Below are 13,103 nucleotides of genomic sequence, written 5' to 3'. Positions count from 1 at the left end.
CTGGCGACCGCGCCGCCCGGCCGGTGGGCGAAGCGGAGCGGCAGCCCGCCGTGCCGGAGCGGGTGCGGTCGCCCACGTGAGGGGCTACATACCGCACCGGCGCGCCGCCGACGGCGGCGCCCACTTGATCCCCTAGAGCCAAGTTCGGCAGCAGAGTCTGAGGGCATCCATACGGCGATCAGCGCGCTGACCAGTGCAAACAGTGGGATGACCAAGTTCGTGCAATGTGGCAAGATGGCAATGACTGACGTCATCACGGCACCAGCGCCGCGGCGACGCTCTGCACACAGCCAGCGAACGGAGGCATCTCAGGTGGCTGTTCCCAAAGTGGCTGCCGAGGACACCACCATCGTCGTGAAGGGCATATTCAGCCCTGCTCTGTTTTCTCCGAGCTGGCTTCTCATGCAGCAGCTGATCGGGCCTGGGGAGTTCGACGCCGCTGAAGTTCAAGTTATCGCTTCGGAGCTAGCGTCATTCCGGGCCGGATGGCTAAACCTTCAGGTCACCGCCGATGGAATTCAAGCATCAACCACGGACCCCGGCGAGTCTGAGCGCTTGCGCGATCTGGTCGTGGGGATTCTGAGCACTCTTACCGTAACTCCTGTCGCCGCACTGGGCATCAACACAAATATTCATTTCGTAGCTAGCGATTTCGAGCACTGGCACGCGTTCGGCGATTCGTTGACCCCAAAGGAATTTTGGAACGGATTTCTTGAGTTGTCTGGCATGAGAAGCATTACAATGATTGGCGCGCGCCAAGACTCACATGCCGGACAAATTCAGGTTACAGTTGAGACCTCCAATTTGATCGAAAATGGCGTATTCTTCGCCCACAACGATCATTTCAGTCTTAACAGAAGCAGTGATACGCCGAAGAGTCGGGCCCAGTTGCAAAAAATAGTCCAACAGCCACTTGAACCTTCATTATCCAAGCGAGATCTAGCTATCGATATTCTCGGTTCCGAGTGGGGTCAAGCAATGACCCGAGCAAGGAATGTGCTTAGTAAGATCTCCAAGAAGATGGGTGAAGTGTAATGGGAGCCTTGGTACCGACTAAGTCAATCAGCTCAGCGTTGCTGAGAAGTGTCGGCACTTCACCTAGCTCAAACTCCCCGGCTAAGCAAGAAGAAGACACCTGGCTGCTTGAGCGCAAGAATGAGCTCGCCCAGGACGCGACGCGCCAGGTTCGAGTTAGCCGCATTGCGGTCCGCAAAGCACTGCAGCGGATCTTGCCTTCCGGCCCCAGTGGAGTCCTAACCGAAAATTCGAGCCACAGCGGAACCGTAGAAGAACCCGCAGCAGAACGAATCCGTACCTTGCGGAATTTTCTTGTTCATGCACGTGACACCAGCTCAGAACCTGTCACTCATTTCAATGTTACGGGAATGCAGAAATGGGAGGGTCGCGTCCTCCGTATTGATGGCGAGGTATTCGAGGCGGAACTTGCACCATTAGAACATTCTGGACCAGTCGTCCATGCAGATTTCGATGTCTCGCAGCTCGCGACTGAGATCGACCCCAAGGAATTGCAGCCTGGGGACATGTTCTATGTGACTGTTCGTACCATCACTGAAGCCGGCGGGCCACCTACGCGAACTTCAGCTCTGCGACTAAAGCGAGTGGGTCGGTGGACTGAAGATGAACTGAATCGAATCAAACAGCGAGCTGCGAGACGGTCGCGTGAATTCAACAAGTATGTCGACTAGCCCACCAGATGAAGACGTCATTGAAGTATCGATATTTGGGCCCGGAAAAGGCGAGTCCGTCGCCGTCCACCTAGGTCATGAGCAATGGATAGTAGTCGACTCATGCGTGGACCAATCGAACCACAAGAATCCCGTTATCGAATACTTCGAGCAAATAGGCGTTAACATGGCAACCGCCGTGAAGATGGTGGTTGGGACCCATGCGCACGACGACCATATTGCAGGAATTTCTGATATTTTACGGAAGAGTGAGTCTGCTTTATTTGTGGGATCTTCCGCTTTAACATCGGAAGAGTTTATGGCTACAATCGAAATTGACAGGGAAACGGAGAAACTACTTAGAAGTAGTATTCGAAGGGAGTATCGAAAGGTATTCGAAATAGTTGAAGACCGTGGTAGGCGTCGAAACTCGACTCCCATGAGGCGGGCGTACGACGGTCGAGTTCTGCTGGAGGCCACTCATGCTAATGGCCCCTTCGCTTCCGTGCAAGCACTTTCCCCTTCTGATGAAGCCGTGACTCGGTCCATTAAAGCTATGGCCAAGGGTTTTGCTCAGGCAAACGACCGCCAAATCTTGACATCTGCCGATCCAAACGAACTAGCGGTTGCTTTATGGGTCACGGCGGGCGACAAAGATATTCTACTTGGCGCCGACCTTTTGAAGGGCCCTAAAAAATGTGGATGGAGTGCAATTCTCGACGGATTCAAACCCAAGCGGAAAGCATCTGTATACAAGGTCCCGCACCATGGCGCGCCAAACGCTCATCATGACGGAGTGTGGAGCGACCTACTGACGGAAACCCCGTTGGCGTTGCTGGCGCCGTACCGAGCTGGCGTGACACCACGACCGTCGCCAGAAGACGTTACGCGCATTTGCACATTAGCAGACAGTGCCTACATAACTGCATCGCCCGAACAGATAGCAAAATCCACCGCAATACGAAGAACTGGTACAACGTTGACAGGTGTCGCCAAGAATGTTCGGGACCCTGCCGGAAAGTCAGGCCAAGTTCGCGCCCGAAGCAAAATCGGCGTCGACACATGGACCGTCGATCTCATTGCGCCAGCACGACGGTTGTGTAGCTAAACACGATGCGGCCAACTCGCAACTTGCTGGACGTCAGATAATCCGACTGACGAAACCCATCGAAATAAGATTGCGATACGCGTGCTCTACGCTGTCCGGGACCGCCTGAGGCGCGGCAAATCCACGCTCGGCATACAGAGAAATCCGCTGCGTGTCGCCGACGAGCATGTTGATGATGCGGTCCACGTCGCCGATGCTCTTGATGTACTCGTCGAGGGGCAGGGGTCGAGACGCGCAGATAACGTCGACTTCGGGCCAAAGTTTCTCGCACGTCGCATAGGCACGGCGCTGCTGGTACGGGCGCGAGATCAGCGTGACCGACGTGGCCTCGATCCCCTCCTTCTCCAGCAGCTGACGGCTCAACGTGATGTTGTCCCCGGTGTTCCGCGCCTCCGGCTCGACCAGGATCGCGTCATCGGGGACCCCCAGTTCCAACGCGTGCTCCCGGTAGTGCACGGCCTCCCCACGCGGGAACCGCTCGACAGTCGTCGGTGCGTTGGCTCCAGTGAAGACAATCCGCGGGAAGTACCCCTTGTGGTACAGCTCTGCCGTATACGTCGCGACGCCGAGATCGTGGCTCCCCAAGCCGATCCCGACATCGGTGGGCCGGAGTTCGTGGTGCATGTCGTGGTAGTCCCAGAGCGTTTGGACGTCGGCGCGGAGGCTGTCCGGCAGGGTGGTCGAGTGCTCGGGCATGCATGGACTCCGGGATCAGTCGGGGAGCTTGAACGTATACGACCAGGAGAAACGGCTCGCGGCGTGGACGCCACGCGCGAACTCGACGACCCGGCCGTCTGCGGTGAACGTGCGGCGCTGCAGGACCATGACGGGCTCGCCGGCCGGGAGTTCCAGCGTCTCGATCTCGCCGGGCGTGGGCATGCGTGAGTAGAAGGTCTCGCTGATCGTGTCGGGTTCGAGGCCCTGGAGGGTGAGGACGAGGAAGCCACCGCCTCGGCCGGCTGGTCCTGGGGTGTCGTCGACGAGGCGAGTGCCCTCGACGTCTTCGGGCCGGTAGTAGCTGGAGAGGGTGTGCGTGGGGTGGCCGGCGTCTTTGACCAGACGCGCGCGCTCGTAGACGAGTGAGCCGACGTCGACACCCAGGGCTTCGGCGATCTCCTTGTCGGCCTCGACCTTTGAGACGGTCTGCGTCTGGTCGGTGGGCTTCCACTCGCGGCCGGACGCTTCGCGGTCGGCGATGAACGCCACCGTGTCGCCGTACTTCCACTTGCTCTTGGCGTAGCGGTCGGTGCCGAGGCGCTTCATCGGCGGGCGGGCGCGAACGACGGTGCCGCGTCGGCGGATCGGTGTCACCAGCCCTTCGGCCTCCAGGACGCCGACGGCTTTGCGGACCGTGTTGACGTTGACGCCGTACTCCTCGGCCAGCTCCTCTTGCTTCGGCAGCGTCGAGTCCGGGGCGTAGTCGCCCCGCTGGATCGCGTCGCGCAGGCTCGCGGCCAGGTCGCGGTACCCAGTGCCCACGTGGTCCTCCTCTGTCGGTCGATAACGCTAGCGGTATCGGCTCATCATGGTCTACTGAGCGGGTTAGAGATAGTTCTATTGACAAGTTGATCGTCGCAGCCTCTAATAGAACTACTTCTAACGGGGAGAGCGGTCCCACAGGGACCCCAGAGACCAGACATGACGACAGAAGGGGCAACCACCATGGCGATCAGCAAGGGACACCGGTTCGCGATCGACTTCGACGAGGCTTTCCCGCTCGGCCTGGTGCTGGTCGGCGAGGTCGCGCCGGACAACGAGTATCAGTCGCGGGAGGACCGGGCGGCGGGTCGGCCGGCTCGCCAACGCGTGGACGAGACCACGGGCAAGCGGCAGTGGAAGGCGACGGTCACCGACCCGAACGAGACCAACTCCAAGCGTGCGTCGTTTGACGTGACGTTCCTGGCCGACGTTCAGCCGGTGCCGACGACGTCCGAGGCTCTGCCCGGCATGCGACCGATCGAGCTGGAAGGGCTCACCGCTGAACCCCGCGTGGCCGGGAACGGGGAGTTCAAGTACCAGTCCTACGCCTTCCGCGCGACGGGCTTCAAGGCCTCTGTCAGCTCGGCGAAGCCGGCTCGCAACACCTCGACTGAGTCGGCGCAGAAGGCGGCGTGATGAAGCGGGTCCCCGCCGGGGTCGACTTGGTGCAGGCGTGGGAGCACGCCTACCGCCGGTACGGCGCTGCGTCGGAGTTCGCGGCTCGGGTGGGCCGGGGAGACCACGGTGGGGCTTCCGCGATGGCGGACGCGTCGTGGTCGGTCGCTTCGGCTTGGCGGGCGCTCGCAAACAACCGGGACGACTTGGAGTGGTGGCTCCTCGCAGCAGTGGAGTCGGCCGCCGAGGCGTTCGAGGACCAAGCACGGTATTGGCAGCAACAGGAAGGACTCGACGGTGGCGTTCAACGCGACCTGGACCCCGGGAGCGGAAGCGGTCGCCGGGATGCATCAGCTTGGTTCGACACCGCTCCCGGGGCTGGTGCTGTACCTCGCCCCGGACAGCCTGGCGATCGCTCCGCCGAACGATCCGGCTCAGTGGCCGAGGTTCACGGAGTTCCTTCGCCAGCTGCGCGACGGGGCGGACCAGCTGGCGGCAGCGCTCGACGCGCAGGGAGGCCAGGAACATGACCACGACCGCTGAGCCGACAACGTTGCTCGAAGCTCACGACGTCGCCAACGCCCGTCGACCTCCATCGGGTGCGAACGCCTCGGCGTGGCTGGCTTTCCACCAGGCGAACGCGCGCATGTATCGCGCCGTCGCAGGTGCGGACCGCTGGCACCACCACGAAGCCAACTACTGGGCCGGCTTTGAGGAACGTCAAGCGGCCACTGTGTCCGAGCGGATTCAGGAGGACAAGACGGAGCGTCGTTAGTCCTTTGTAGAGGAAGAAACCAAGAACGCGCGTGAGGACGTGCGGCGCTGAAGCGCGCCCTCATGCGGTGGTGTGAAACGTAAGGCGCAGAAGCGGAAACCGGCTACCAACCATGCCGCTCCTGCGCCGTCCACAACCAGCGGAAGTGAACAATGACAACGCTAAACGATGGTAATCGGCGCGTGTCAACGGGGGTCACCCGGACGCGTTGCTGCTCCTGCAAGCGATTCGCGAAGCTGCTTCCCGGCGAGACGAAGTGTGCAACGTGCTCGGGAATGCTCCCCTTGAACCTCACGCCGCGAGGTGGTCGCTGATGTCGGCCGGATTCGTAGTCGTGGCAATGGCGGCGCTCGGCGTCGGTGTGTGGGTGTTGCACAAGGTCGGCCGTGCGCTGGCGTCGGTGGCGGAAGCCCTGGCGGCGGCTGCGGTGGTCTTCATCGCGCTCTGGTGGGTGTGCAAGGCCATCGTCTGGGCACTCGCGCAGCTCGCGACGCGGTGGCGGACCAGGCTCGCCGTGGTGGCCGTGCTCGCGTGGTGTGCGGTGCTGGGCTGGGTGTCGCTCGCTGCGGTGCTCGGTGGTGTCACGCTTGTGCTCGGCGCCTGGCGGTTGATCGACACGATGTCGTTCGACCAGCGGTGCTGGCGGTTCCTGCGCTCGTGGTGGGCGCGGTGGTGGATGTACAACCGCAAGCTTCCGGCGTGGCTGCACGCCTGCGGCCTGTCGGTGCGTGACGGTTCGTTGCCGGTCGTGGTGGATGTCAACCTCCTCGGACGTAAAGCCAGTCGCTCGACGTCTCCGGCCGCAACGCGGATTCCGAAGGTGCGCAAGGTTCGGTCGGGTGCCTCGTGGGATGAGGTGCGGGTGGAGCTCGTGGCCGGCCAGAAGCCGGAGGACTTCGACGAGGCGGCCCGCGCGCTGGCGGTGGCTCGCAAAGTCGCGCGGTGCCAGGTGCGGGAGGTCGCGCCGAACGTCGTCTCCATCGATTTCCAGCGTCACGACCGGCTCTCGTCGCTCGTGCACTGCCCGCCGTTGCCGGAGGGAGTCGAGTCCGGCGGGGTTGATCTGCGCAACGTGTGGGCAGGGCGCACGGAATACGGGAAGGCCTGGCGCATCCCGCTGCTCGGCTCCGGGGCCCACACGCTCACGGCTGGCGCCTCGGGTGCGGGGAAGAACTCGGTGATGTGGTGCCCGCTCGTCGCGGCTGCCTCGGCGATCCGCTCCGGCGTCGTCCGCATGTCCGGCATCGATCCCAAGGGGATGGAGCTGGCCTACGGGCGTGGGATCTTCTCCCGCTACGCCGTGAGCGGCAAGGATGCGTTGGAGGTCCTGGACGGCCTGGTGGACGAGATGGAGTCGCGTAAGCGGGCCTTCGCCGGGCGAGTCCGCACGATCCCTGTATCGACCGAGTACCCGTTGGAGCTGCTGGAATTCGACGAGATCGGGGCGCTGACCAAGTACACCGACCGCAAGACCCGTGACGCCATCGTGGAGCGCGTGGCCCTGCTGACCACACAAGGTCGGGCGCTGGGCATGTCGGTCCGCGGCTACGTCCAGGAACCCACTAAGGACACGGTCCCGGTCCGGGAGCTGTTCACCCGGCGCGTGTGCCTGCGAGTCACCTCGAAGACCCACGTGGGCATGGTCCTCGGCGACGGCGCGTACGAGCGCGGTGCCTGGGCCAACCGCATCGGCGATTCCGAGGCGGGCGTGGGCTACGTGTGGGGCGAGGGCATCCGCGAACCCCTGCGGGTCCGTGCCGGCTGGGTGTCAGACGAGACGGTCAAGGCACTGGAGCAGTACGTCACCAACGGCGGTCGTGCAGATCTGGGCGCCCGTGGGATGGGGGTGGCTGCATGAACCGGCTGATGGTCTTCCTCGATGCGGTCCGCGACCACTTGGACTTGCACCATTTGCCGCCAGCGGCGTCGGTGACCGTCACCGCCTGGTCCGATCCGCTCGTCGTCCAGCTCGATGTGACCGACCTGTCGGGGGTCGCGGCCGGCCTCCTGCGGTGGGTCTCGACCCTCGACGAGATAGCGGCCATGATCTGGCGACCTCGTTCGAGCGGCCGGGTCCACCTCGTCATCAACGGTCGGACTCCGTGCGGCGTCCCGGTGCAGGTCTACGGCGGGGTGCCGTTCGACAAGGTGACGTTCCCGGATCTGCCGGAAGGCGTTCGCCAAGACATGCCCATCTTCGTCCTCCGGGGCTGGGCTGACGCCGGGGAGGTGGCTGCCTGATGGCCGAAACTCGCGCTGAACGACTGCGCCAACCCCTCGCGGCAGACGTCATCAAGGCGACGGCGGAGAAGCACGGTGTGTGCGTTCGACCGTTCACGATGGAAGTCGGCGACAAGGAAACCGGGGAGCTGCAATACGTCCCCGTCCCCTGCGGATCCACTGTGGAATCGGTGTGCCTGCCTTGCGCACGAAAGGCCAAGGCGCTTCGGCAGGTTCAGTGCCGCGAGGGCTGGCACATGACCGAAGAACCCGACCTAACCTCCGAGGACCCCACCGAGGACCAGAAGGAACTACTGACGTACCGCGCTGATCTCGTTGCGGCCTACCGGGAGGTTTTGGAACACGATCCGGCCGAGGCGGAGGAGGTGCACGCGGAGGTCGCCGGGGTGGATGAAGAACTTCGGCAACTCGGGGTTCGGGGCCGTCTGCCGTCGCTTGACCCGCCCACGAAGAAGCCGGTGAAGCGCTCGACGAAGCGTCGCCAGGACGCGCCCAACCTGCCTCGGAAGAAGGTCGCCAAGACCACCGTGGGCAGGGAGTTCGCGGGCAAGTTCCGGCCGTCGATGTTCGTCACGCTCACCTGCGACACCTACGGCCGGGTGCGCTCGGACGGCACACCGGTCGACCCGTCGACGTACGACTATCGCCGGGCAGCTCGGGACGCGGTGCACTTCTCCGCGCTCGTGGACCGGTGGTGGCAGAACCTGCGCCGGGTCGTGGGCTGGGACGTGCAGTACTTCGCGACGGTTGAGCCGCAGAAGCGGACGGCGCCGCACCTGCACACCGCGCTCCGCGGTTCGATCTCGCACGAGACCATCCGCATGGTCACGGAGGCGACGTATCACCAGGTCTGGTGGCCCAATCACGACCAGCTCGTCTACACCGACCGCGTGCCCAGCTGGGACGGGCCGGAGCGAGGCTTTGTCGATCCGGAGACACGGCGACCACTGACGACCTGGGATGACGCCGTGGACGAGGTCGAGGAACCGGCGCACGTGGTGACGTTCGGGCGGCAGGTGCATTCCAAGGGCATCCTCGGCGGCACCGAAGAGGCCGGCCGCCACATCGGCTACTTGACGAAGTACCTCACCAAGTCCACGGGCGAGGTCGTCGAGGCAAACGGCGCGGCCCAAGTCGCTCATCACGACCGTCTTCACGCCGAGCTCGCCGTCACCCCGTGCTCGCCGCGCTGCGCGGTCTGGCTGCTCTACGGCATCCAACCCAAGGGCGCCAACGGCAAGATGACGCCCGGGCACTGCAAGGGGCGCGCCCATCGGCGGACCACGCTCGGACTTCCTGGGCGCCGGGTGCTGGTGTCGCGGAAGTGGTCGGGCAAGACGCTCGTGGACCACAAGGCCGACCGCAAGGCGTTCGTGAAGCAAGCCCTCGCGGTCGTCGGGATCGAGAAGCCAGAACCCGATCCGGCCCGGCTTGTCTGGCGCAAGGTTGAGTCCACCGACGCCCACGTCCCACCTCGGGATCACCTGGTCATGCGCGCCATCGCCGAACGGATCACGTGGAAGGCCGAGTACGACCGGGCGCTACTCGCAGCGGGGCCGCCGGAAACTTCGGCAACTCGGCAAGCGGCCTGATCCGGAAGGGGGAACGGATGGAGACGAAGTACCTGACGGTCGACGAGGCGGCCGAGTACCTGAACACCGGCGTCCGCTTCGTGCGGCGGCTCATCGCGGAACGACGGATCGCCTTCCACAAGGCCGGCGCACACGTACGGCTGGCGGTGGCCGATCTGGAGGAATTCATGCAGTTGGGACGGGTTGAGCCGATCACCCGCGCTTCGGTCCGTCGGGATCTGGGAAAGGCGGCCTGAAATGGCGAACAAACACGGGCACCGAGGATTCGGAAGTGTTCGGCAACTGCCGTCGGGCCGCTGGCAGGCCCGATATCCCGGGCCGGATGGCATCACGAGGACGGCGCCCAACACCTTCGACACGAAGCGGACGGCGGAACGTTGGCTGTCCGAGGTCGAAACGCAGATCGCGCACGGTGAATGGACCGACCCAGAACGGGCAAAGCGCAAGCTCCGCGACTATGCGGACCAGTGGATCACTGAGCGACCGGGCCTGCGTCCGCGCACGGTCGAGCTGTACAAGTGGTTGCTGCGCAAGCACATCGACCCCGGTCTTGGTTTGGTCGAGTTGGGCAAGCTCTCGCCAGCGCTGGTGAGGCAGTGGCGGTCGGACCGGTTGGCGGCGGGCGTCTCGGAGACGGTGACGGCCAAGTCGTACCGCTTGCTGCGGGCGATCTTGAACACGGCGGTGGACGAAGACAAGATCCTCATGCGCAACCCCTGCCGCGTTCGGGGCGCAGATCGGGAGAACCCTGACGAACGACCGGTGCTCACCGTGCCGCAGGTGTTCGACTTGGCCAGTCGCATGCCGGAGCGGTTCCGCGCCCTGGTGCTACTCGCCGCGTTCGGTTCGTTGCGCTGGGGTGAGGTGACAGCCCTGCGTCGGTGCGACGTCGCCGAGGATGCGGCGTGGGTCCGGGTGACCCGAGCGATGGTCGAGGTTCCCGGCCGTGGGCTCGTCGTCGGCCCGCCCAAGTCGAGGGCGGGGGTGCGGACGGTGATCATTCCGGCGGCGGTCCGGCCTGATCTGCTCCAGCACCTCAAGACCTGGGTCAAACCGCCGCAGGATGCGCTGCTCTTCACGGGTGAGCGGGCTGGGCACGCTGTCCGCCGGCCGAACTTCAGCCAGCGGACCCGGTGGACGGAGGTCGTGGAGAAGATGGGACTGAAGGGGCTGCACTTCCACGACCTGCGGCACGCCGGGAACATCTGGGCGTCCAAGGCCGGCACCTCGACTAAAGATCTGATGGCGCGCATGGGGCACGACGACATGCGGGCGGCCCTGATCTACCAGCGGGCGACCAGCGACGCCGACCAGCAGATCGCGGACCGGCTGTCCAAGCTTGTCGACCGGCATCGGAAGGGCGCCACGCCGGAGGACGACGAGGGTGACGACGGCCAACCGGTTCCGGTCGGCTAATGGCACATTAATGGCACGTGAGAAATGGCAGAGCGGCAAAACAAAAGCCCCAGGTCCACAGTAGACAACCTGTGACCTGGGGCTCTTGCAAGAGAGCGGATGACGGGAATCGAACCCGCGTATTCAGCTTGGGAAGCTGATGTTCTACCATTGAACTACATCCGCAGTGCCCAGCCAGCTTACACGGGCGCGGGGTCGGTGTGTCCAGTGGGGCGTGGGTTGACGCCGGCGGGGGCAAGTGACAACACTTGTTGTCCGACGGTGGCGGCGCCGGAGGTGGATGTGGTGGACGACCCGGTGTTGTTCCGGCAGGGCGGGTTTCGGCTGGTCGCGCGGTTGCGCGGGGTCGAGGGGCTGCGGGCCGGTGAGGAGCAGGTGCGGCGGTTGCGCGAGTTTGCGCAGCGGCAGGACGCGCCGGCGGACGCGTTGGTGGAGTGGCTCGGCCGGGAGGCCGGCAACCACGTCGAGTTCGAGCGGGCGTTGGCGCACGGCGTGACCGCAAGAACCAGCCCTGAGCTGCGGGAGTTCATCCGGACTATCGAAGCGACGCCGTACTGGGTGGATCGGGCGAAGCTCACGCGGGGGGCGCGGGCGATCACGCGTGCGGGGCTGCTCGGGTTGTTTCCGCTGGGCGACATGTCGTTGATGGGCGGCTACCTGGCGTCGCGGGCGACGAAAGCGCTGGTGGGGACCGGGGAGATCGAGTATCGGGCCACGAAGAGGCTGGTGGAGACCGCGGCGTGGTGGATTGACGTCACGACGCCCGGGGCGATGGAGCGCGGAGCCGCGGGGTATGAGGCGGCGGTGCGGATCCGGGTGGTGCACGCCCACGTGCGGCGCGCGATGAACCGGCGCGAGGACTGGGACTACGAGCGCTGGGACCGGCCCGTGAACCAGGTGCAGACCGCGGGCACGCTGCTCCTCTTTTCCCTGGTCTACGTCTTCGGCACACAACTGCTCGGCGTGCGCTACACCGAGCGCGAACGCGCCGACATCCTGCACCTCTGGCGCTACATCGGCTGGCTGGTGGGCGTCGACGAGGAGCTGCTGCCCGCGGACGAGGACGACGCCTGGCGGCTGCTCTGGCTGCTCGCCGCGACCGAGTTCATTCCCGACGACGACTCGAAGCGCCTGGCCAAGGCCCTCGTCGAGAGCCATGCGGCGATCGGGGAGGGGCGCGGTGTCCGCGGCAAGGTGCTGGCGCACGTGAACGTGCAGGTCCACTCCGCCATCAGCCGTCTGGTGCTCGGCAAGCAGAACGCCGATTTCCTCGAGCTGCCGGACGATCCGGTGGCGCAGGCCGCGGTTGTCGCGGTGGCGGGGGTGAACTTCGCGGCCGAGACGGCGCGGCGCCTGATTCCCGGGGCGACGGCATTGCAGGAGCTGCTCGGCGGGCTCGGCCGGAGGCGGTACCTGAAGCGGGTGAACGAGGTGTTCAAAGCGGGCACCTTGAACGGGAGCCACGAACGCGCTGCCTGATCCAGCCTGCCCCCATCCACCCGTTACGCTTCATCCGTGCTGCTCAGTGACCGTGACCTCCGCAAAGAGCTCGATGCCGACCGCCTCGGGATCGATCCGTTCGACCCCGCGATGGTGCAGCCGTCGAGCATCGATGTGCGGTTGGACCGGTTCTTCCGGGTGTTCGACAACAGCAAGTACACGCACATCGACCCGCAGCTGCAGCAGGACGAGCTGACCTCGCTGGTCGAGAAGGAGGGCGAAGAGCCCTTCGTGCTGCACCCGGGCGAGTTCGTGCTCGGCTCGACGTACGAGCTGGTCACGCTGGCCGACGACCTCGCCGGCCGCCTGGAAGGCAAGTCGTCGCTGGGGCGGCTGGGGTTGCTGACGCACTCGACCGCCGGGTTCATCGACCCGGGCTTCTCGGGGCACATCACGCTCGAGCTGTCGAACGTCGCGAACCTGCCGATCACGCTGTGGCCCGGCATGAAGATCGGGCAGCTGTGCATCTTCCGCCTGTCGAGCTCGGCGGAGTTCCCCTACGGCTCGAAGGAAGCCGGCTCGCGCTACCAGGGCCAACGCGGGCCGACGCCGAGCCGGGCGTACAAGAACTTCCACCGCGTGGACACCTGGCGTTAGGTCGCACCCGGAGCGGTTTCACATGAAACGGCTGGTGGTGAGCTGCGGCGCTTACCGGTCGCGCCCGGGTCAGGCCGGCGTCGATCACGGTGTTG

14 protein-coding genes and 1 tRNA gene are annotated in these 13,103 nt (G+C 64.7%); 12 read left to right on the top strand and 3 right to left on the bottom strand.

The window, feature by feature from the left end:
* The first annotated feature begins 207 nt into the window (after positions 1-207).
* Positions 208-1,035: a hypothetical protein gene (locus ACWEOE_RS01315; protein WP_452002231.1), complete on the top strand. Its 828-nt coding sequence runs from the start codon at positions 208-210 to the stop codon at positions 1,033-1,035.
* Positions 1,036-1,812: 777 nt separating this feature from the next.
* Positions 1,813-2,793: a hypothetical protein gene (locus ACWEOE_RS01310; RefSeq protein ID WP_452002228.1), complete on the top strand. Its 981-nt coding sequence runs from the start codon at positions 1,813-1,815 to the stop codon at positions 2,791-2,793.
* Positions 2,794-2,826: 33 nt separating this feature from the next.
* Here ACWEOE_RS01310 and ACWEOE_RS01305 read toward each other — a convergent pair whose 3' ends face one another.
* On the bottom strand, positions 2,827-3,489 hold the full coding sequence (locus ACWEOE_RS01305; RefSeq protein WP_452002225.1) for a YdcF family protein: 663 nt from the start codon (positions 3,487-3,489) through the stop codon (positions 2,827-2,829).
* Positions 3,490-3,504: 15 nt separating this feature from the next.
* Positions 3,505-4,272, bottom strand: a complete 768-nt coding sequence (locus tag ACWEOE_RS01300) for a GntR family transcriptional regulator (RefSeq protein ID WP_360598236.1) — start codon at positions 4,270-4,272, stop codon at positions 3,505-3,507.
* Between the two features lie 183 nt (positions 4,273-4,455).
* Between ACWEOE_RS01300 and ACWEOE_RS01295 the strand changes: the two genes are divergently transcribed.
* The 8 genes from ACWEOE_RS01295 to ACWEOE_RS01260 all read left to right on the top strand — a co-directional run bounded on the left by ACWEOE_RS01295 (position 4,456) and on the right by ACWEOE_RS01260 (position 10,911).
* On the top strand, positions 4,456-4,908 hold the full coding sequence (locus ACWEOE_RS01295; protein ID WP_452002222.1) for a hypothetical protein: 453 nt from the start codon (positions 4,456-4,458) through the stop codon (positions 4,906-4,908).
* Positions 4,909-5,184: 276 nt separating this feature from the next.
* Positions 5,185-5,430, top strand: coding sequence for a hypothetical protein (locus ACWEOE_RS01290; RefSeq protein ID WP_452002219.1), 246 nt, complete (start codon positions 5,185-5,187; stop codon positions 5,428-5,430).
* Entirely contained in the window at positions 5,414-5,662 is a 249-nt protein-coding gene (locus ACWEOE_RS01285; RefSeq protein ID WP_452002216.1) for an AMED_5909 family protein, read from the top strand. The genes ACWEOE_RS01290 and ACWEOE_RS01285 overlap by 17 nt, the downstream gene beginning before the upstream one ends.
* A gap of 313 nt (positions 5,663-5,975) precedes the next feature.
* The gene (locus tag ACWEOE_RS01280; protein ID WP_452002214.1) at positions 5,976-7,520 is read left to right on the top strand and encodes an FtsK/SpoIIIE domain-containing protein; all 1,545 of its coding nucleotides are present in this window, start codon (positions 5,976-5,978) and stop codon (positions 7,518-7,520) included.
* Positions 7,517-7,903 (top strand): hypothetical protein, encoded by a 387-nt coding sequence (locus ACWEOE_RS01275; RefSeq protein ID WP_452002211.1) that lies wholly within the window; start codon positions 7,517-7,519, stop codon positions 7,901-7,903. Before ACWEOE_RS01280 ends, ACWEOE_RS01275 begins: the two co-directional genes overlap by 4 nt.
* Entirely contained in the window at positions 7,903-9,495 is a 1,593-nt protein-coding gene (locus ACWEOE_RS01270; RefSeq protein ID WP_452002208.1) for a replication initiator, read from the top strand. Before ACWEOE_RS01275 ends, ACWEOE_RS01270 begins: the two co-directional genes overlap by 1 nt.
* 17 nt (positions 9,496-9,512) lie before the next feature.
* Complete coding sequence (locus ACWEOE_RS01265; RefSeq protein ID WP_452002205.1) at positions 9,513-9,731, top strand: excisionase family DNA-binding protein; 219 nt, start codon at positions 9,513-9,515, stop codon at positions 9,729-9,731.
* 1 nt (position 9,732) lies between these two features.
* A complete protein-coding gene (locus ACWEOE_RS01260) occupies positions 9,733-10,911 on the top strand; it encodes a tyrosine-type recombinase/integrase (protein ID WP_452002202.1) in 1,179 nt (392 codons plus the stop codon).
* Between the two features lie 94 nt (positions 10,912-11,005).
* On the opposite strand, the gene ACWEOE_RS01255 is transcribed toward ACWEOE_RS01260, so the two are convergent.
* Positions 11,006-11,076: transfer RNA gene (locus ACWEOE_RS01255), tRNA-Gly, on the bottom strand.
* Between the two features lie 120 nt (positions 11,077-11,196).
* Between ACWEOE_RS01255 and ACWEOE_RS01250 the strand changes: the two genes are divergently transcribed.
* Together ACWEOE_RS01250 and dcd are read left to right on the top strand one after the other, a co-directional pair.
* Positions 11,197-12,390, top strand: coding sequence for an oxygenase MpaB family protein (locus tag ACWEOE_RS01250; RefSeq protein ID WP_452002199.1), 1,194 nt, complete (start codon positions 11,197-11,199; stop codon positions 12,388-12,390).
* Positions 12,391-12,426: 36 nt separating this feature from the next.
* Entirely contained in the window at positions 12,427-13,008 is a 582-nt protein-coding gene (dcd, locus tag ACWEOE_RS01245) for a dCTP deaminase (protein ID WP_452002197.1), read from the top strand.
* Positions 13,009-13,103 lie beyond the last annotated feature (95 nt).

Source organism: Amycolatopsis sp. NPDC004368 (genome assembly GCF_053602515.1).
Note: the sequence above shows the minus strand (reverse complement) of the source record. Positions and strands in the feature narration are given on the sequence as shown.